This is a genomic window from Citrobacter sp. wls708, assembly GCF_005281255.1.
Taxonomy (GTDB): domain Bacteria; phylum Pseudomonadota; class Gammaproteobacteria; order Enterobacterales; family Enterobacteriaceae; genus Citrobacter; species Citrobacter werkmanii.
This window is the reverse complement of record NZ_SZXE01000015.1, coordinates 764,335-783,714: the sequence shown is the minus strand read 5'-3', so window position 1 is coordinate 783,714 and position 19,380 is coordinate 764,335. Positions and strand designations below refer to the sequence as shown.

The 19,380-nt window shown below is 56.5% G+C and carries 20 protein-coding genes; 18 read left to right on the top strand and 2 right to left on the bottom strand.

What is annotated here, in order from left to right; translation table 11 throughout:
- Window positions 1–198: 198 nt before the first annotated feature.
- The 18 genes from maeB (at window position 199) to eutR (ending at window position 17,503) form a co-directional block, all read left to right on the top strand.
- Complete coding sequence (maeB, locus tag FDW97_RS09025) at window positions 199–2,478, top strand: NADP-dependent oxaloacetate-decarboxylating malate dehydrogenase (protein WP_038642540.1); 2,280 nt, start codon at window positions 199–201, stop codon at window positions 2,476–2,478.
- 159 nt (window positions 2,479–2,637) lie between these two features.
- Window positions 2,638–2,973 (top strand): ethanolamine utilization microcompartment protein EutS, encoded by a 336-nt coding sequence (gene eutS, locus FDW97_RS09020; protein ID WP_003037995.1) that lies wholly within the window; start codon window positions 2,638–2,640, stop codon window positions 2,971–2,973.
- Window positions 2,974–2,985: 12 nt separating this feature from the next.
- Window positions 2,986–3,465 (top strand): ethanolamine utilization acetate kinase EutP, encoded by a 480-nt coding sequence (gene eutP / locus FDW97_RS09015; protein ID WP_003037998.1) that lies wholly within the window; start codon window positions 2,986–2,988, stop codon window positions 3,463–3,465.
- On the top strand, window positions 3,443–4,147 hold the full coding sequence (gene eutQ / locus FDW97_RS09010; protein ID WP_038642538.1) for an ethanolamine utilization acetate kinase EutQ: 705 nt from the start codon (window positions 3,443–3,445) through the stop codon (window positions 4,145–4,147). Before eutP ends, eutQ begins: the two co-directional genes overlap by 23 nt.
- Window positions 4,148–4,156: 9 nt before the next feature.
- A complete protein-coding gene (gene eutT, locus FDW97_RS09005) occupies window positions 4,157–4,960 on the top strand; it encodes an ethanolamine utilization cob(I)yrinic acid a,c-diamide adenosyltransferase EutT (protein WP_137350930.1) in 804 nt (267 codons plus the stop codon).
- Window positions 4,957–5,973, top strand: a complete 1,017-nt coding sequence (gene pta / locus FDW97_RS09000; protein ID WP_137350929.1) for a phosphate acetyltransferase — start codon at window positions 4,957–4,959, stop codon at window positions 5,971–5,973. Before eutT ends, pta begins: the two co-directional genes overlap by 4 nt.
- 36 nt (window positions 5,974–6,009) lie before the next feature.
- Window positions 6,010–6,303, top strand: a complete 294-nt coding sequence (gene eutM, locus FDW97_RS08995) for an ethanolamine utilization microcompartment protein EutM (RefSeq protein ID WP_003835054.1) — start codon at window positions 6,010–6,012, stop codon at window positions 6,301–6,303.
- Between the two features lie 114 nt (window positions 6,304–6,417).
- Window positions 6,418–6,705: an ethanolamine utilization microcompartment protein EutN gene (gene eutN / locus FDW97_RS08990; RefSeq protein ID WP_003038011.1), complete on the top strand. Its 288-nt coding sequence runs from the start codon at window positions 6,418–6,420 to the stop codon at window positions 6,703–6,705.
- 11 nt (window positions 6,706–6,716) lie between these two features.
- Window positions 6,717–8,120, top strand: coding sequence for an aldehyde dehydrogenase family protein (locus FDW97_RS08985; protein WP_137350928.1), 1,404 nt, complete (start codon window positions 6,717–6,719; stop codon window positions 8,118–8,120).
- A 12-nt stretch (window positions 8,121–8,132) separates the two neighbouring features.
- Window positions 8,133–8,972, top strand: coding sequence for an ethanolamine utilization protein EutJ (gene eutJ / locus FDW97_RS08980; RefSeq protein WP_038642530.1), 840 nt, complete (start codon window positions 8,133–8,135; stop codon window positions 8,970–8,972).
- Window positions 8,962–10,149 (top strand): ethanolamine utilization ethanol dehydrogenase EutG, encoded by a 1,188-nt coding sequence (eutG, locus tag FDW97_RS08975; RefSeq protein WP_137350927.1) that lies wholly within the window; start codon window positions 8,962–8,964, stop codon window positions 10,147–10,149. Before eutJ ends, eutG begins: the two co-directional genes overlap by 11 nt.
- A gap of 119 nt (window positions 10,150–10,268) precedes the next feature.
- Window positions 10,269–11,501, top strand: coding sequence for an ethanolamine utilization protein EutH (gene eutH / locus FDW97_RS08970; RefSeq protein ID WP_038642526.1), 1,233 nt, complete (start codon window positions 10,269–10,271; stop codon window positions 11,499–11,501).
- Window positions 11,498–12,901 carry an ethanolamine ammonia-lyase reactivating factor EutA gene (eutA, locus tag FDW97_RS08965; protein ID WP_137350926.1) on the top strand — a complete coding sequence of 468 codons (1,404 nt, stop codon included), beginning with the start codon at window positions 11,498–11,500 and terminating at the stop codon, window positions 12,899–12,901. The genes eutH and eutA overlap by 4 nt, the downstream gene beginning before the upstream one ends.
- A gap of 11 nt (window positions 12,902–12,912) precedes the next feature.
- A complete protein-coding gene (gene eutB, locus FDW97_RS08960) occupies window positions 12,913–14,274 on the top strand; it encodes an ethanolamine ammonia-lyase subunit alpha (RefSeq protein ID WP_003038029.1) in 1,362 nt (453 codons plus the stop codon).
- 20 nt (window positions 14,275–14,294) lie between these two features.
- Window positions 14,295–15,191, top strand: coding sequence for an ethanolamine ammonia-lyase subunit EutC (eutC, locus tag FDW97_RS08955; protein WP_137350925.1), 897 nt, complete (start codon window positions 14,295–14,297; stop codon window positions 15,189–15,191).
- Between the two features lie 9 nt (window positions 15,192–15,200).
- Window positions 15,201–15,860 (top strand): ethanolamine utilization microcompartment protein EutL, encoded by a 660-nt coding sequence (gene eutL / locus FDW97_RS08950; RefSeq protein WP_003838537.1) that lies wholly within the window; start codon window positions 15,201–15,203, stop codon window positions 15,858–15,860.
- Window positions 15,861–15,871: 11 nt separating this feature from the next.
- Entirely contained in the window at window positions 15,872–16,402 is a 531-nt protein-coding gene (gene eutK / locus FDW97_RS08945) for an ethanolamine utilization microcompartment protein EutK (RefSeq protein ID WP_038642518.1), read from the top strand.
- Window positions 16,403–16,450: 48 nt separating this feature from the next.
- On the top strand, window positions 16,451–17,503 hold the full coding sequence (gene eutR, locus FDW97_RS08940) for an HTH-type transcriptional regulator EutR (protein WP_038642516.1): 1,053 nt from the start codon (window positions 16,451–16,453) through the stop codon (window positions 17,501–17,503).
- 84 nt (window positions 17,504–17,587) lie between these two features.
- Here eutR and hemF read toward each other — a convergent pair whose 3' ends face one another.
- Both hemF and amiA read right to left on the bottom strand, forming a co-directional pair.
- The gene (gene hemF / locus FDW97_RS08935; RefSeq protein ID WP_137350924.1) at window positions 17,588–18,487 is read right to left on the bottom strand and encodes an oxygen-dependent coproporphyrinogen oxidase; all 900 of its coding nucleotides are present in this window, start codon (window positions 18,485–18,487) and stop codon (window positions 17,588–17,590) included.
- A 2-nt stretch (window positions 18,488–18,489) separates the two neighbouring features.
- Window positions 18,490–19,359, bottom strand: coding sequence for an N-acetylmuramoyl-L-alanine amidase AmiA (gene amiA, locus FDW97_RS08930; RefSeq protein WP_085049240.1), 870 nt, complete (start codon window positions 19,357–19,359; stop codon window positions 18,490–18,492).
- Window positions 19,360–19,380: the final 21 nt, after the last annotated feature.

Below are 19,380 nucleotides of genomic sequence, written 5' to 3'. Positions count from 1 at the left end.
AAAGCATAGCAGACAAGCATGGCATTGCTGGATTAAGCAGGTAACATGGCTGTTATAAGTTGATAACAAATTCTTTCTTTGAATGGCGAGAGTTTGGGGACCTTCAAAGTTTGGGCCGCTGACTGAGGTGATAATGTGCGGCTCGTAGCATGGTTACCCGCGCCACTTTTTTGATCGACACGTGAAAGGAACAACAAGATGGATGACCAGTTAAAACAAAGCGCCCTCGATTTCCACGAATTTCCAGTACCAGGTAAAATTCAGGTTTCTCCGACCAAGCCTCTTGCAACACAGCGCGATCTTGCTCTGGCCTACTCGCCAGGCGTTGCAGCGCCGTGTCTGGAAATTGAAAAGGACCCGCTGGCGGCCTACAAATACACCGCGCGCGGCAACTTGGTTGCGGTTATCTCCAACGGTACAGCGGTGCTGGGCCTGGGCAATATCGGCGCACTGGCTGGCAAACCGGTGATGGAAGGAAAAGGCGTTCTGTTTAAGAAATTCGCCGGGATTGACGTGTTCGACATCGAAGTGGATGAGCTTGATCCGGATAAATTTATCAATGTCGTGGCGGCCCTTGAGCCAACGTTTGGCGGCATCAACCTCGAAGACATCAAAGCGCCGGAATGCTTCTACATTGAGCAAAAACTGCGCGAGCGTATGAATATACCGGTATTCCATGATGATCAGCACGGCACGGCGATCATCAGCACCGCCGCAATTCTTAACGGTCTGCGGGTGGTAGAGAAAAATATCTCTGACGTACGCATGGTGGTGTCCGGCGCAGGTGCGGCGGCGATTGCCTGTATGAACCTGCTGGTGGCGCTGGGGATGCAGAAACACAATATTGTGGTCTGCGACTCCAAAGGCGTGATTTACAAAGACCGCGAACCGAACATGGCGGAAACCAAAGCGGCTTACGCGGTAGTGGATGACGGTAAACGTACGCTGGATGACGTGATTGACGGCGCAGACATTTTCCTCGGCTGCTCCGGTCCCAAAGTGCTGACCCAGGAAATGGTCAAGAAGATGGCGCGTGCGCCAATGATCCTGGCACTCGCCAACCCGGAACCGGAAATCCTGCCGCCGCTGGCAAAAGAGGTGCGTTCCGACGCCATCATTTGTACCGGTCGTTCCGACTACCCGAACCAGGTTAACAACGTTCTCTGCTTCCCGTTCATCTTCCGCGGCGCGCTGGACGTCGGCGCTACCGCCATCAACGAAGAGATGAAACTGGCCGCGGTACACGCCATTGCTGAGCTGGCGCACGCCGAGCAGAGCGAAGTGGTGGCCTCCGCCTATGGCGACCAGGACCTGAGCTTTGGCCCGGAATACATCATCCCTAAACCGTTCGACCCGCGTCTGATTGTTAAAATCGCCCCGGCGGTAGCAAAAGCGGCGATGGACTCCGGTGTGGCAACGCGTCCGATTGCTGACTTTGACGCTTATATCGATAAGCTGACCGAATTTGTCTACAAAACCAACCTGTTCATGAAGCCGATTTTCTCCCAGGCACGTAAAGCGCCGAAGCGTGTGGTGCTGACGGAAGGGGAAGAGGCGCGTGTGCTGCATGCGACTCAGGAGCTGATCACCTTAGGTCTGGCGAAGCCGATCCTGATTGGTCGTCCGAGTGTGATCGAAATGCGTATCCAGAAACTGGGACTGCAGATCAAAGCCGGCGTCGATTTTGAAATCGTTAACAATGAGTCCGATCCGCGCTTTAAAGAGTACTGGAACGAGTACTACCAGATCATGAAGCGCCGTGGTATTACCCAGGAGCAGGCGCAGCGTGCGGTGATTGCCAACACTACGGTTATCGGCGCGATCATGGTGCAGCGTGGTGAAGCGGATGCGATGATCTGCGGTACGATTGGCGACTATCATGAGCACTTCAGCGTGGTGAAAGAGGTGTTTGGTCACCGTGATGGCGTGCATACAGCCGGGGCGATGAACGCACTGCTGCTGCCAAGCGGTAACACCTTTATCGCCGACACCTACGTCAACGATGACCCAACGCCGGAGCAACTGGCTGAAATCGCCGTGATGGCGGCAGAAACCGTGCGTCGCTTTGGTATCGAACCGAAGGTGGCATTACTGTCACATTCCAACTTTGGCTCATCAAATTGTCCGTCTGCCAGCAAAATGCGTGAAGCGCTGGCGCTGATTAAGGCGCGTGCGCCAGAATTGATGATTGACGGTGAAATGCACGGTGATGCCGCGCTGGTGGAAAGTATCCGTAACGACCGTATGCCGGATAGCCCACTGAAAGGCTCAGCCAATATTCTGGTGATGCCGAATATGGAGGCTGCTCGTATTAGTTACAACTTACTACGTGTTTCCAGCTCCGAAGGCGTAACGGTCGGCCCAGTGTTGATGGGGGTAGCGAAACCGGTGCACGTATTAACGCAGATCGCCTCTGTTCGTCGTATCGTTAATATGGTGGCGCTGGCCGTTGTAGAAGCTCAAACACAGCCGCTGTAATTTCACTTTAATTATTTCTGGCGCGGGTCTCTCCCGCGCCTTTTTATTTTCCTTTTCTTAGTGATCCACTTCACCTTTTAAACCTGGTTGCCGAATTTTGTTATTTACTCTGACAAAAAATTGCCACGATGAGGGCAGTTTTAGCGGAGGCGGTGAGCAATGGAAAAAGAACGCATCATTCAGGAATTTGTGCCGGGGAAACAGGTCACGCTGGCGCATCTCATTGCGCACCCAGGCGAAGAACTGGCGAAAAAGATCGGCGTTCCCGAAGCGGGCGCTATCGGCATTATGACGCTGACGCCAGGCGAAACCGCGATGATAGCCGGTGACTTAGCCATGAAAGCGGCGGATGTACATATCGGCTTTCTCGATAGATTCAGCGGCGCACTGGTGATTTATGGCTCGGTAGGCGCGGTAGAAGAAGCGCTATTACAGACGGTGAGCGGTCTGGGTCGGTTATTAAATTTCACGTTGTGCAACCTGACAAAAAGTTAATCAGAGGCGGCGATGAAACGTATTGCGTTTGTCGGTACGGTGGGCGCGGGGAAAACAACGCTCTTTAATGCGCTACAGGGGAATTATTCCCTCGCCAGAAAAACACAGGCCGTTGAGTTTAATGAAAATGGTGATATCGATACGCCGGGAGAATATTTTAGCCATCCGCGCTGGTACCACGCCTTAATTACCACGCTGCAGGATGTCGATACGTTGATTTATATACACGCGGCAAATGATAAAGAAAGTCGCTTACCTGCCGGGCTGTTGGATATCGGCGCCAGTAAACGACAAATCGCCGTTATCAGCAAAACGGACATGCCGGATGCCGACGTCGCCGCAACGCGACAATTACTTCGCGGGATGGGGTTTCAGGAGCCGATTTTCGAGCTCAATAGCCATGACCCGCGCAGCGTGCAGCACCTGGTGGATTATCTGACTGAGCTCAGCCAAAAGGAGGAAAGGGCAGGTGAAAAAACTCATCACAGCTAACGATATTCGTGCGGCCCACGCACGCGGCGAACAGGAAATGTCGGTTGTTCTGCGCGCCAGCATCATCACCCCAGAGGCACGCGAAGTGGCGGAGCTGCTGGGCGTCACTATCCGTGAATGCGACGAATCCGCGCCAACTGCCGCCGCTGCAGCACCGGCTGCGGGGGATGATGGCAAAACGGAGAGCCAGCGCATTCGTGAAACCATCATTGCGCAATTGCCCGAAGGGCAATTTACCGAAAGCCTGGTCGCGCAGCTGATGGACAAAGTCATGAAGGAGAAACAGTCGCTGGAGCAGGGCGGAATGCAGCCGAGCTTTAAATCGGTCACCGGCAAAGGCGGCGTCAAAGTCATCGACGGTAGCAGCGTGAAGTTTGGGCGTTTTGACGGCGCGCAACCGCACTGCGTTGGCTTAACCGACCTGGTGACCGACCAGGACGGTAGCAGCATGGCCGCCGGGTTCATGCAGTGGGATAACGCCTTTTTCCCATGGACGCTGAACTACGACGAAATCGACATGATTCTGGAAGGCGAGCTGCACGTTCGTCACGAAGGCGAAACCATGATTGCTAAAGCTGGGGACGTCATGTTTATCCCGAAAGGCTCCAGCATTGAATTTGGTACGCCATCGACGGTGAAGTTTCTGTATGTGGCCTGGCCTGCGAACTGGCAGTCCTGCTAAGGCGGATGTATGAAGGATTTCATTACCGAAGCATGGCTCAGAGCGAATCATACGCTCAGCGAAGGGGCTGAAATTCATCTCCCCGCTGACGCTCGCCTGACGCCGTCAGCCCGGGAATTACTGGAAAGCCGACATCTGCGCATTAAGTTTATCGACGAGCAGGGCAGCCTGTTTATTGATGACGAAGAACAGCAGCCGCAGCCGGTGCATGGTTTAACCAGCAGCGCTACCCATCCCCAGGCCAGCTGCGAACTGTGTCATCAACCGGTGGCGAAGAAACCAGACACGCTGACGCATCTGACGGCAGACAAGATGGTAGCCAAAAGCGATCCGCGTCTGGGATTTCGCGCCGCGCTGGACAGCACCATCGCACTGGACGTGTGGTTGCAGATCGAGCTGGCGGAACCGTGGCAGCCATGGCTGGCGGATATTCGCTCACGTCTGGGCAATATTATGCGCGCCGATGCTATGGACGAGCCGCTGGCCGCACAAGCTATCGTCGGTTTGAGCGACGAAGATTTACACCGGCTTTCACATCATCCGCTGCGCTATCTGGATCACGATCATCTGGTGCCTGAGGCCAGCCACGGACGTGATTGCGCGTTGCTGAATCTGCTGCGTACCAAAGTCCGTGAAACGGAGACGGTGGCGGCGCAGGTCTTCATCACCCGCAGTTTTGACGTTATGCGACCGGACATCATGCAGGCGCTTAACCGCCTTTCCAGTACAGTCTACGTGATGATGATTCTGAGCGTGGCGAAGCATCCGCTGACGGTTAGCCAAATTCAACAGCGACTGGGGGAGAAGCCATGATCATTGAACGTGCTCGTCAACTCGCCCAACGCTCACCTGCCCGGGTGGTGTTCCCGGATGCGCTGGATGCCCGGGTGCTGAAAGCGGCGAATTATCTGCATCAGCACGGTCTGGCGCGCCCCATTCTCGTCGCCAGTCCATTTGCCTTGCGCCAGTTTGCTCTCAGCCATCGGGTGGCGATGGATGGTATCCAGGTTATCGATCCGCAAAGCAATCTGGCAATGCGCGAAGAGTTTGCGCTGCGCTGGCTGGCCCGCGCGGGAGATAAAACGCCCGCCGATGCGCTGGAAAAACTCAATGACCCATTAATGTTCGCCGCCGCAATGGTTAGCGCGGGAAAAGCGGATGTCTGTATTGCCGGCAATCTTTCGTCGACGGCAAACGTGCTGCGCGCCGGGTTACGCATTATTGGGCTACAGCCTGGCTGTAAAACGCTGTCGTCAATTTTCCTGATGCTGCCGCAGTATCTCGGACCGTCATTAGGATTTGCCGATTGCAGCGTCGTACCCCAGCCCACCGCCGCACAACTGGCGGATATTGCGATTGCCAGCGCGCAGACCTGGCAGGCAATTACGGGGGAAGAACCGCGCGTGGCCATGCTGTCGTTTTCAAGTAATGGCAGTGCCCGTCACCCCAACGTCGCTAACGTGCAGCAGGCCACGGAGATCGTTCGTGAACGTGCGCCGCAGCTTATGGTGGATGGCGAACTGCAATTTGATGCCGCCTTTGTTCCGGATGTCGCCGCGCAAAAAGCGCCTGCAAGTCCGTTAAAGGGCAATGCCAATGTGATGGTCTTCCCGTCGCTTGAAGCAGGCAATATTGGTTACAAAATCGCCCAGCGTTTGGGAGGTTATCGTGCAGTCGGGCCACTGATCCAGGGGCTTGCCGCACCGCTTCATGACCTCTCTCGCGGCTGTAGCGTACAGGAAATTATCGAACTGGCGTTGGTGGCAGCAGTGCCGCGCCAGACTGACGTGAGTCGTGAAAACGCCTCACAAACACTGGTTGTTTAGGTCCCGTTCTGGACCCCTTAATGAGAGGAAAACACAATGGAAGCATTAGGAATGATTGAAACCCGGGGCCTGGTTGCACTGATTGAGGCTTCTGACGCAATGGTTAAAGCGGCACGCGTGAAACTGGTTGGCGTGAAGCAGATCGGTGGCGGTCTGGTCACTGCCATGGTCCGTGGCGACGTAGCGGCATGCAAAGCCGCAACGGACGCAGGTGCTGCGGCTGCACAGCGTATTGGCGAGCTGGTTTCCGTACATGTGATCCCGCGTCCGCATGGCGATCTGGAAGAAGTATTCCCGATCAGCTTTAAAGGCGACAGCAACGACATGTAAGTCGTCCATGTGACGCCACAGACTGCATTGCTGGCGTCACCCTCTCTCCTTTTCACATTACCTTCTGCGGAGGGTAGGGGGAGGTTTTACCTGAAATATGCCACGGAGGCGCGTATGAAACTGGCAATCGTCACAGGACAAATTGTTTGTACCGTACGCCATCAGGGGCTCGCGCACGACAAGTTGCTGATGGTGGAAATGATTGATGCCCAGGGTAATCCCGACGGGCAATGTGCTGTTGCTATCGACAGCATCGGGGCGGGAACCGGAGAGTGGGTGCTGCTGGTCAGCGGAAGCTCAGCCCGTCAGGCGCACCGTAACGAATCATCACCTGTCGATCTGTGCGTGATTGGCATTGTCGATGAAGTGGTGGCAGGTGGTCAGGTGATCTTCCATAAATAAGGCAGAAAATCATGAATCAACAGGATATTGAACAGGTCGTGAAAGCGGTACTGCTGAAAATGAAAGACAGCAGCCAACCCGTCAGTGCCGTTCAAGAAATGGGCGTTTTTGCCTCCCTGGATGACGCAGTGGCGGCAGCAAAACTGGCCCAGCAAGGGCTGAAAAGCGTCGCCATGCGCCAACTGGCTATCGCGGCGCTACGTGAGGCGGGCGAAAAGCACGCCAGAGAATTAGCGGAGCTTGCCGTCACAGAAACAGGCATGGGACGCGTAGAAGATAAATTTGCCAAAAACGTGGCGCAGGCGCGCGGCACGCCGGGAGTGGAATGCCTGTCTCCACAGGTCCTGACCGGCGATAACGGCCTGACGCTGATTGAAAACGCACCGTGGGGCGTGGTGGCTTCGGTGACACCGTCCACCAACCCGGCCGCAACCGTTATTAACAACGCCATTAGCCTGATCGCCGCTGGCAACAGCGTGGTCTTCGCGCCGCATCCGGCGGCGAAAAAAGTTTCTCAGCGCGCCATCACCCTGCTTAACCAGGCGGTGGTCGCTGCAGGCGGTCCGGCAAACCTGCTGGTGACCGTTGCTAACCCGGACATCGAAACCGCCCAGCGGTTGTTCAAGTACCCAGGCATCGGCCTGCTGGTCGTCACCGGTGGCGAAGCCGTAGTAGATGCCGCGCGTAAACACACCAACAAACGTTTGATTGCTGCCGGTGCGGGTAACCCGCCGGTGGTGGTGGATGAAACGGCCGACCTGGCCCGCGCGGCGCAGTCGATCGTCAAAGGCGCGTCGTTTGACAACAACATTATCTGCGCCGACGAAAAAGTGCTGATTGTGGTCGACAGCGTCGCCGATGAGCTGATGCGTCTGATGGAAAGCCAGCATGCGGTGAAACTGACCGCGGCCCAGGCTGAACAGCTGCAACCAGTGCTGCTGAAAAATATCGATGAGTGCGGTAAAGGCACGGTCAGTCGTGACTGGGTAGGGCGCGACGCGGGAAAAATCGCTGCGGCGATTGGTCTGAACGTACCGGAGCAAACCCGGCTGTTATTCGTCGAAACCTCCGCGACGCATCCGTTTGCCGTCACCGAACTAATGATGCCGGTTCTGCCGGTCGTGCGGGTCGCTAACGTCGATGACGCCATTGAACTGGCGGTCAGGCTTGAAGGCGGCTGCCACCATACGGCGGCGATGCACTCACGCAACATCGACAACATGAACCGCATGGCGAACGCCATTGATACCAGCATTTTCGTCAAGAACGGGCCGTGTATTGCCGGTCTGGGACTTGGCGGAGAAGGCTGGACCACGATGACCATTACCACGCCAACCGGGGAAGGGGTGACCAGCGCGCGTACGTTTGTGCGTCTGCGTCGCTGTGTGTTGGTGGACGCCTTCAGAATTGTATAAGGAGTAAAAGAGATGGCGCACGACGAACAACGTTGGCTGACACCCAGACTGCAAAAAGCAGCCACGCTATGCAACCAGACGCCTGCTGAGAGCGAATCACCGCTATGGCTGGGCGTTGATTTGGGGACGTGTGATGTGGTGTCGATGGTCGTCGACGGTGACGGGCAGCCAGTAGCGGTTTGCCTCGACTGGGCCGATGTCGTGCGCGATGGCATCGTCTGGGATTTCTTCGGCGCAGTAACCATTGTTCGTCGCCATCTCGATACGCTTGAGCAACAACTGGGTTGTCGATTTACCCATGCGGCAACCTCATTTCCACCGGGAACGGACCCACGTATCTCCATCAACGTGCTGGAGTCAGCCGGACTTGAAGTGAGTCATGTGCTCGACGAGCCGACCGCCGTGGCGGATCTGTTGCAGCTCGATAACGCTGGCGTGGTGGATATCGGTGGCGGCACCACCGGGATAGCCATTGTTAAGCAGGGCAAAGTGACGTATTCCGCCGATGAAGCGACCGGCGGGCACCACATTTCTCTGACGCTGGCCGGGAACCGCCGTATCCAACTGGAAGAAGCCGAACAGTACAAACGCAGCAACGGTCAGGAGATCTGGCCGGTGGTGAAGCCAGTCTACGAAAAAATGGCGGAAATCGTGGCTCACCATATTGCCGGGCAGGGTGTCACCGATTTATGGCTGGCCGGCGGTTCCTGCATGCAGCCGGGCGTGGATGAGCTGTTCCGTAAGCGCTTCCCGGAACTGCAGGTGCATTTACCTCAGCACAGCCTGTTTATGACCCCGCTGGCGATTGCCAACAGCGGAAAAGAAAAAGCGGAAGGAATCTATGCAAGCTGAATTGCAGACCGCGCTCTTTCAGGCATTCGATACCCTGAATCAGCAACGCGTAAAAACGTTTAGCGTTCCACCGGTCACCCTTTGTGGGCTGGGAGCGCTCAGTACCTGCGGACAGGAAGCACAAACGCGCGGACTGACGCACATGTTTGTCATGGTCGACAGCTTCCTGCATCAGGCGGGAATGACCGCCGCACTGGAACGCAGCCTGGCGATGAAAGGTGTGGCGATGACGCTGTGGCCGTGCCCGGTGGGCGAACCGTGCATTACGGATGTCTGCGCCGCGGTCGCGCAACTGCGTGAATCGAAGTGCGACGGCGTGGTGGCCTTTGGCGGAGGTTCCGTACTGGATGCCGCTAAGGCAGTGGCGTTGCTGGTGACTAATCCCACGCAGACCCTGGCTGACATGAACGAAAGCAGCGTGTTACGCCCGCGTTTGCCGCTGATTGCCGTACCAACTACCGCCGGAACGGGGTCGGAAACCACTAATGTCACGGTGATTATCGACGCCGCGAGCGGACTTAAAAAAGTGCTGGCGCATGCGTCTCTGATGCCGGACGTGGCGATTCTTGATGCAGCGCTAACGGAAGGTGTACCCGCGCACGTTACGGCGATGACGGGTATCGATGCGCTGACGCACGCCGTTGAAGCGTATAGCGCCCTGAACGCGACGCCGTTTACCGACAGCCTGGCGATTGGCGCGATTGCGATGATCGGTAAATCGCTGCCGAAGGCTGTCGGCTATGGGCAGGATCTGGCGGCGCGGGAGAGCATGTTGCTGGCCTCCTGTATGGCCGGGATGGCGTTTTCCAGCGCGGGGCTGGGCCTGTGTCATGCGATGGCGCACCAGCCGGGTGCTACGCTGCACATCCCGCACGGACAGGCTAACGCCATGTTGCTGCCCACGGTAATGGGGTTCAACCGCATGGTGTGTCGCGAGCGTTTCAGCCATATCGGACGGGCGTTAACCAACAAGAAGGCGGACGATCGCGATGCCATCAATGCCGTCAGCGAGCTGATTAGCGAAGTGGGCCAGACCAAACGGCTCTCTGACGTTGGGGCAAAGCCCGAGCATTACAGCGCATGGGCTGACGCCGCGCTGGAGGATATTTGTATTCGCAGTAACCCTCGCACCGCCACGCAGGCGCAGATTATCGACCTGTACGCGGTTGCCGGGTAATGCCTGTAGGCCGGATAAGGTGCTCGCACCGCCATCCGGCAATAACACGGCGTTAATGCCGGAGGCGACGGAAACGTCTTATCCGGCCTACAAATCACAAATGACAGGGAGTAGGGGCTATGGGAATTAACGAAATCATCATGTACATCATGATGTTCTTTATGCTGATTGCCGCCGTGGACAGGATCCTGTCGCAGTTCGGCGGTTCAGCGCGCTTCCTCGGTAAATTCGGTAAGAGTATTGAGGGGTCGGGCGGTCAGTTTGAAGAAGGTTTTATGGCGATGGGCGCGTTGGGCCTGGCGATGGTCGGTATGACCGCACTGGCGCCGGTACTGGCGCATTTGCTCGGACCGGTGATTATTCCGCTGTACGAAATGCTGGGCGCGAACCCGTCGATGTTTGCCGGAACGCTGCTGGCGTGCGACATGGGCGGCTTCTTCCTGGCGAAAGAACTGGCGGGCGGCGACGTTGCGGCGTGGCTGTACTCTGGCCTGATCCTTGGGGCGATGATGGGGCCGACTCTGGTGTTCTCTATTCCGGTTGCGCTGGGGATTATTGAACCGTCTGACCGTCGTTATCTGGCGCTGGGCGTGCTGGCCGGTATCGTCACCATTCCGATTGGCTGTATCGCGGGGGGATTGGTCGCGATGTACTCCGGCGTCGAAATCAACGGGCAGCCGGTGGAGTTTACCTTCGCGCTGATCCTGATGAACATGATCCCGGTGATCATCGTTGCTGTGCTGGTGGCGCTGGGGCTGAAATTTATCCCGGAAAAAATGATCAACGGTTTCCAGATCTTCGCGAAATTTCTGGTGGCGCTGATCACTCTCGGTCTGGCGGCGGCAGTCATCAAATTCCTGCTTGGTTGGGAGCTGATCCCGGGTCTGGACCCTATCTTCATGGCACCGGGCGACAAGCCGGGTGAAGTAATGCGCGCCATCGAAGTTATCGGTTCTATCTCCTGCGTGCTGCTGGGTGCGTACCCGATGGTGCTGCTGCTGACCCGCTGGTTTGAAAAGCCGCTGATGAGTGTCGGTAACCTGTTAAAAGTTAATAATATTGCGGCTGCTGGCATGGTGGCGACGCTGGCCAACAACATCCCAATGTTCGGCATGATGAAGAATATGGATACCCGCGGGAAAGTGATCAACTGCGCCTTTGCGGTCTCCGCGGCCTTCGCCCTGGGTGACCACTTAGGTTTCGCCGCCGCCAACATGAACGCCATGATCTTCCCGATGATTGTCGGCAAGCTGATAGGCGGCGTAACGGCGATTGGCGTGGCTATGCTGTTGGTACCGAAAGATGAAAACGTGCCAGCAGAAGTAGAAACCAACCCGGAGGCGCAATCGTGAACACTCGCCAGCTACTGAGCGTCGGTATTGATATCGGCACCACCACGACTCAGGTGATCTTCTCGCGCCTTGAGCTGGTTAACCGTGCGGCTGTGTCGCAGGTGCCGCGCTATGAATTCATCAAACGCGAAATTAGCTGGCAAAGCCCGGTGTTCTTTACCCCTGTTGATAAGCAGGGCGGGTTGAAAGAGGCCGAACTTAAGGCACTGATCCTTGCCCAGTATCAGGCGGCAGGCATCGCACCTGAGACCGTTGATTCCGGCGCGATCATCATCACCGGAGAAAGCGCCAAAACCCGTAACGCCCGCCCGGCGGTAATGACGCTCTCCCAGTCGCTGGGGGACTTCGTGGTTGCCAGCGCCGGTCCGCATCTGGAGTCGGTGATCGCCGGTCACGGCGCGGGGGCGCAAACGCTGTCTGAGCAGAAGTTGTGCCGTGTACTGAATATCGACATCGGTGGCGGGACGTCGAACTATGCGCTGTTCGACGCCGGAAAAGTCAGTGGCTCGGCCTGTCTGAACGTCGGCGGGCGACTGCTGGAAACCGACTGTCAGGGGCACGTGGTGCACGCGCATCAGCCGGGACAGATGATTGTTGATGACGTATTTGGTCCGGGCTTTGACGCCCGAACCCTCAATGCGGCGCAACTGGTTGCGGTGGCGCGACGCATGGCGGCGCTGATTGTGGAGGTGATTGACGGCACGCTTTCACCGCTGGCGCAGGCGCTGATGCAAACCGGTCTGCTGCCTGCGGGCGTGAAGCCGGAAGTGATTACGTTGTCCGGCGGGGTAGGCGAGTGCTACCGCAACCAACCTGCCGATCCGTTCTGTTTTTCCGATATTGGACCGCTGCTCGCCACGGCGCTGCATGAACATCCGCGCCTGCGTGAGATGAACGTGCAGTTCCCGGCGCAAACCGTGCGCGCCACGGTGATTGGCGCCGGGGCGCATACGCTGTCGCTTTCGGGCAGCACCATCTGGCTGGAAGGCGTGGCGCTTCCGCTGCGCAATCTGCCGGTGGCGATTCCGGTTGATGAGGCTGATTTGGTGGCCGCCTGGCAACAGGCGTTAATGCAGCTCGATCTGGATCCGCAAACGGACGCCTACGTGCTGGCGTTGCCCGGTTCTCTGCCGGTGCGCTACGCCGCGCTGTTAACGGTAATTGATGCGCTGCTGGCTTTTGTCGCGCGTTATCCAAATCCGCATCCCCTGCTGGTGGTAGCCGAGCAGGATTTTGGTAAAGCCCTGGGCATGCTGTTACGCCCACAGTTACAGCAACACCCGCTGGCGGTCATCGATGAGGTGGTTGTCCGGGCGGGGGACTATATCGACATTGGTACGCCTCTTTTTGGCGGATCGGTTGTGCCGGTGACGGTGAAATCACTCGCATTTCCTTCCTGAGGGAACGACTTATGAAACTAAAGACCACATTGTTCGGCAATGTTTATCAGTTTAAGGATGTTAAAGAGGTGCTGGCTAAAGCCAACGAACTGCGTTCGGGGGATGTGCTGGCAGGGGTAGCTGCAACCAGTTCACAGGAACGCGTGGCGGCCAAGCAGGTATTGTCGGAAATGACGGTAGCGGATATCCGCAATAACCCGGTGATTTCCTATGAAGAGGACTGCGTGACGCGTCTGATTCAGGATGACGTCAATGAAACGGCCTATAACCGCATCAAAAACTGGAGTATCAGCGAGCTGCGCGAGTACGTGCTGAGCGATGAAACTTCCGTTGATGACATCGCGTTTACGCGCAAAGGGTTAACGTCGGAGGTGGTCGCTGCGGTAGCAAAAATCTGCTCCAACGCGGACCTGATCTACGGCGGCAAGAAAATGCCAGTGATCAAAAAGGCTAACACCACCATCGGTCTGCCGGGCACCTTTAGCTGCCGTTTGCAGCCGAACGACACCCGTGACGACGTGCAGAGTATTGCGGCGCAAATCTATGAAGGGCTGTCTTTCGGGGCGGGCGATGCGGTGATCGGCGTAAACCCGGTAACGGATGACGTGGAAAACTTAAGCCGCGTGCTCGATACCGTGTACGGCGTTATCGATAAATTCAATATTCCGACCCAGGGCTGTGTACTGGCGCACGTTACCACCCAGATTGAAGCGATTCGTCGCGGCGCGCCGGGTGGATTGATCTTCCAGAGTATCTGCGGCAGCGAGAAAGGCTTAAAAGAGTTCGGTGTTGAGCTGGCAATGCTCGACGAAGCGCGCGCAGTTGGCGCTGAATTCAACCGTATCGCCGGGGAAAACTGTCTTTACTTCGAAACCGGACAAGGGTCGGCGCTCTCCGCTGGCGCAAACTTCGGCGCCGATCAGGTAACAATGGAAGCGCGTAACTACGGGCTGGCGCGGCACTACGATCCGTTCCTGGTGAATACCGTCGTGGGCTTTATCGGGCCGGAGTATCTCTACAACGACCGTCAGATCATTCGCGCCGGTCTGGAAGATCACTTTATGGGCAAGCTGAGCGGCATCTCAATGGGCTGCGACTGCTGCTACACCAACCATGCTGATGCTGACCAGAACCTTAACGAAAACCTGATGATTTTGCTCGCCACCGCTGGCTGCAACTACATCATGGGCATGCCGCTCGGCGACGACATCATGCTCAACTATCAGACCACCGCATTCCACGATACCGCGACCGTCCGCCAGTTGCTGAACCTGCGCCCGTCGCCGGAATTTGAACGCTGGCTGGAAACCATGGGCATTATGGCAAACGGTCGCCTGACCAAACGGGCGGGCGATCCGTCACTGTTCTTTTGATGATGCGGGGATGAAACACGATGGATCAAAAACAGATTGAAGAAATTGTACGCAGCGTAATGGCGTCAATGGGGGAGTCGCAGCCGCAGGCTCAAAAATCGTCAGCACCAGCAAAATGCAGCACCACGCAGTGCGCCGCGCCGACTGGTGAAAGTTGTGCGATGGACTTAGGTTCAGCCGAAGCCAAAGCGTGGATAGGCGTTGAGAATCCGCACCGCGCAGAGGTGTTGACTGAACTGCGGCGCAGTACCGCGGCGCGTGTATGTACTGGTCGCGCCGGTCCTCGTCCGCGTACCCAGGCGTTGCTGCGCTTCCTGGCCGACCACTCGCGTTCAAAAGATACGGTATTAAAAGAAGTGCCGGAAGAGTGGGTAAAAGCGCAGGGACTGCTGGAAGTACGCTCGGAAATCAGCGACAAAAACCTGTATCTGACGCGCCCGGATCTTGGCCGTCGTCTGAGCGCGGAAGCCATTGATGCGCTGAAATCGCAGTGTGTGATGAACCCGGATGTGCAGGTGATTATCTCTGATGGCCTGTCTACTGACGCCATCACCGCTAACTACGAAGAGATTCTGCCGCCATTGTTGTCGGGCTTAAAACAGGCCGGACTGAAGGTTGGGACCCCGTTCTTCGTTCGCTATGGTCGCGTAAAAATCGAAGATCAGATCGGCGAGCTACTGGGCGCGAAAGCGGTGATCCTGCTGGTGGGGGAACGTCCGGGTCTCGGTCAGTCGGAAAGTCTCTCCTGCTACGCCGTCTATTCGCCGCGCGTTGCGACGACCGTAGAAGCTGACCGTACCTGTATCTCGAACATTCACCAGGGCGGTACGCCACCGGTTGAAGCTGCGGCGGTAATTGTGGATTTGGCCAAGCGCATGCTGGAGCAAAAAGCCTCCGGCATTAATATGACCCGTTAAGGAGGCATCATGCCAGCATTAGATTTGATTAGACCTTCAGTCACCGCAATGCGCGTGATTGCCTCGGTAAATGACGGTTTTGCCCGCGAGCTTAAGTTACCGCCACATATCCGTAGCCTCGGACTCATCACAGCAGACTCTGATGACGTGGCGTATATTGCCGCAGACGAAGCGACAAAACAGGCGATGGTGGAAGTGGTTTATGGCCGCTCGCTGTATGCCGGGGCGGCGCATAGTCCCTCTCCAACCTCGGGCGAAGTACTGATTATGCTCGGTGGACCCAACCCGGCTGAAGTTCGCGCGGGTCTGGACGCGATGGTGGCCAACATTGAAAGCGGCGCAGCGTTTCAGTGGGCGAATGACGCAGAAGATACCGCTTTCCTGGCGCACGTGGTTTCGCGTACCGGTTCGTATCTTTCCGCGACGGCGGGATGCCGACTTGGCGATCCGATGGCGTATCTGGTGGCGCCGCCGCTGGAAGCAACATTTGGTATTGATGCGGCGCTGAAATCTGCCGATGTACAACTGGTGACCTACGTGCCGCCGCCGTCAGAAACCAACTATTCAGCAGCGTTTTTGACCGGTAGCCAGGCCGCTTGTAAAGCCGCATGTAACGCCTTTGCCGATGCCGTTCTGGATATTGCCCGTAATCCAATCCAGCGCGCGTAAGAGAGGTTGTGATGATCAATGCACTGGGATTACTGGAAGTGGATGGCATGGTGGCTGCCGTAGACGCGGCGGATGCCATGCTGAAAGCCGCGAACGTACGCCTGCTGAGCCACGAAGTGCTCGATCCTGGCAGGCTGACGCTGGTGGTGGAAGGCGATCTGGCGGCGTGCCGCGCAGCGCTTGATGCCGGCAGCGCCGCCGCAGCGCGTACAGGCCGTGTTATCAGCCGTAAAGAGATAGGCCGACCGGACGATGACACCCAGTGGCTGATCGGCGGTTTTAAGCGCCAGCCGAAGAAACCAGAACAGAAGCCAGATGTAAAAACAGACGTAAAAGCAGAGAAGACGCAGGACGCCCCGTTGACGTCTGAATCCTCTGCACAACTTCTGACGCTGTTGGCATCGGTCCGTCAAGGAATGACGGCAGGGGAAGTGGCTGCCCACTTTGGCTGGTCACTTGATGAAGCCAGAAAGGCGCTGGAACAGCTCTTTTCTGACGGAGCGTTGCGTAAACGTAGTAGCCGCTACCGCTTAAAAAATTAACCTGTCGGAGGGCCGGGGGCTTCCCTGAAGCTTCCGGCTTAAAAGATCATGAAAAAGAACCGTACTGCAAACTTGCACCATCTTTATCATGAAGCACTACCCGAAGACGTTAAACTTACGCCGAAAGTAGAGGTGGACAACGTTCACCAGCGGCGAACAACGGATGTATATGAACACGCGCTGACGATTACCGCCTGGCAGCAGATTTACGACCAGCTGCATCCGGGAAAATTTCATGGCGAGTTCACGGAAATCCTGCTCGACGATATTCAGGTTTTCCGTGAATACACCGGACTCGCGCTGCGCCAGTCATGCCTTGTCTGGCCGAACTCGTTCTGGTTTGGTATTCCGGCCACGCGCGGCGAACAGGGATTTATTGGCGCCCAATGTCTGGGAAGTGCTGAAATTGCCACCCGTCCAGGCGGGACGGAGTTTGAACTGAGTACGCCGGATGATTACACCATTCTGGGGGTTGTCATTTCGGAAGAGGCGATTGCCCGTCAGGCCAACTTCCTGCATAACCCGGAAAGGGTGCTGCATATGCTGCGCAACCAGTCGGCGCTGGAAGTCAAAGAACAGCACAAAGCCGCGCTATGGGGCTTTGTGCAGCAGGCGCTGGCGACGTTTAGCGAGAATCCGGAAAACCTGCGTCAACCTGCGGTACGCAAAGTGTTGGGCGATAACCTGTTGCTGGCGATGGGGACTATGCTGGAAGAAGCGCAGCCGATTATAACCGCTGAGAGCATCAGCCATCAGAGCTATCGTCGTCTGTTGTCACGTGCGCGCGAATATGTGCTGGAAAACATGTCAGAGCCGCTGACCGTGCTCGATTTGTGTAACCAACTGCACGTTAGTCGCCGGACGTTGCAAAACGCCTTTCACGCGATACTGGGTATTGGTCCGAATGCCTGGTTAAAACGTATTCGCCTGAACGCCGTGCGTCGCGAGTTGATAAGCCCGTGGTCGCAGAGTACGACGGTGAAAGATGCCGCCATGCAGTGGGGATTCTGGCATTTAGGGCAGTTTGCTACCGACTACCAGCAGTTGTTTGCGGAAAAACCGTCGTTGACGCTGCATCAGCGTATGCGGCAGTGGGCGTGATAAGATTATGGTGCCGGATGCGACGCTTTGTGTCTTATCCGGCCTACGGATTGTAGACCGGATAAGCGTCGCGCCATCAGGCAATTACACCCAGTCGCGGGCCTGAATAAACTCGCTAAGGGCAGCTTCCGGGCTGTTCGCTTCCGGCTGCCAGTCATACTCCCAGCGCACCAGCGGCGGCATCGACATCAGAATTGATTCCGTGCGCCCGCCGGTTTGTAAACCAAATAACGTGCCGCGATCCCACACCAGGTTAAATTCCACATAGCGCCCGCGACGATAAAGCTGGAAATCACGCTCGCGCTCGCCCCAGTTCATCGCTTTACGTCGCTCAACAATGGGCAGATACGCCTCGGTGTAACCTTGCCCCACCGCCTGCATAAAGGCGAAGCAGTGGTCGAAACCCGGCGTATTCAAATCATCGAAAAACAACCCGCCAATGCCGCGCTGCTCGTTACGGTGTTTAAGGAAGAAGTAGTCATCGCACCACTTTTTGTAACGGGGATAAACGTCATCACCGAACGGCTGACACAGATCCCGCGCCGTACGGTGCCAGTGTACCGCATCCTCTTCAAAGCCGTAGTAGGGCGTTAAGTCAAAGCCGCCGCCAAACCACCAGACTGGGTCGGCGCCCGGTTTTTCCGCGATAAAAAACCGCACGTTGGCATGACTGGTCGGAATGTAGGGATTGAGTGGATGCACCACCAGCGAGACGCCCATGGCTTCAAAGCTGCGTCCGGCAAGCTCTGGTCTATGGGCGGTGGCCGAGGCCGGCATCGCATCGCCGTGGACGTGAGAGAAATTGACGCCCGCTTGCTCGAAAATACCGCCGTTACGCAGCACCCGGCTGCGTCCGCCGCCGCCCGCTTCGCGCTGCCAGCTATCTTCAACAAACTCGGCGCCGTCTACGGCGGATAATCGCTGGCAAATATCGTCCTGCAGGCTAAGCAGGAAGTGTTTTACGCGCTGTGCATCGGGCTTCATGATTAACGTTTCTTCGAGTGTGCTTTCTGGTTATCAAACCAGTGGAAATAACTGATGATGCCATTGGCGATAGCGGTAGCAATTTTTTGACGAAATGCCGCCGTACCCAACAGACGTTCTTCTTCCGGATTAGTAATGAACGACGTTTCGACCAGTACCGAAGGAATTGAGGGTGATTTTAGCACCACGAAGGCGGCCTGTTCCGTGCTGCGACTGTGCAGACGGTGTACTGGTTTAATCTTCTTGAGAATATGCGAGCCTAACGTCAGGCTGTTTTTAATGGTATCGGTTTGCACCAGATCAAATAGCACCTGCTGCAACAAGTGATCTTTATCGGTGGTTTTTTTCCCGGCGACTTCATCGGCGCGGTTTTCGCGATCGGACAGATACTTTGCCATAGCGCTACTGGCGCCGCGATTGGACAGCGCGAAGACCGATGCGCCCGCGGCGCTTGGGTTGGTAAAACCGTCGGCGTGAATCGACATAAACAGATCGGCCCCGTGTTTGTGGGCGATCTCGACGCGATCGTAAAGCGGAATAAATGTATCGCCAGAGCGGGTCAGGCGCGCATCAATCCCCTGATTGCGAAGAATAGAGCGCACGTTTTTGGCAATCGCCAGTACCACGTGCTTTTCTTTCGAACCGTTGCGTCCAATTGCGCCGGTATCTATCCCTCCGTGACCCGGATCAAGGACAACCACGCGTTTAGCGCCTGATTTTTTCGCTTTCGGTTTGCTGTGTCCATTATTGGTTTTTAGCGCTTCTTCTTTAGCGATGGCTTGCGACATGCCTGACAGCGTCAGGGCGGCCAGCCCGGCTTTCAGCACCTGGCGGCGCGATGTGAGTGTTTTTAGTGGTTTAAAAGTGCTCATACGGCCTGAGTTGTAAAAAAA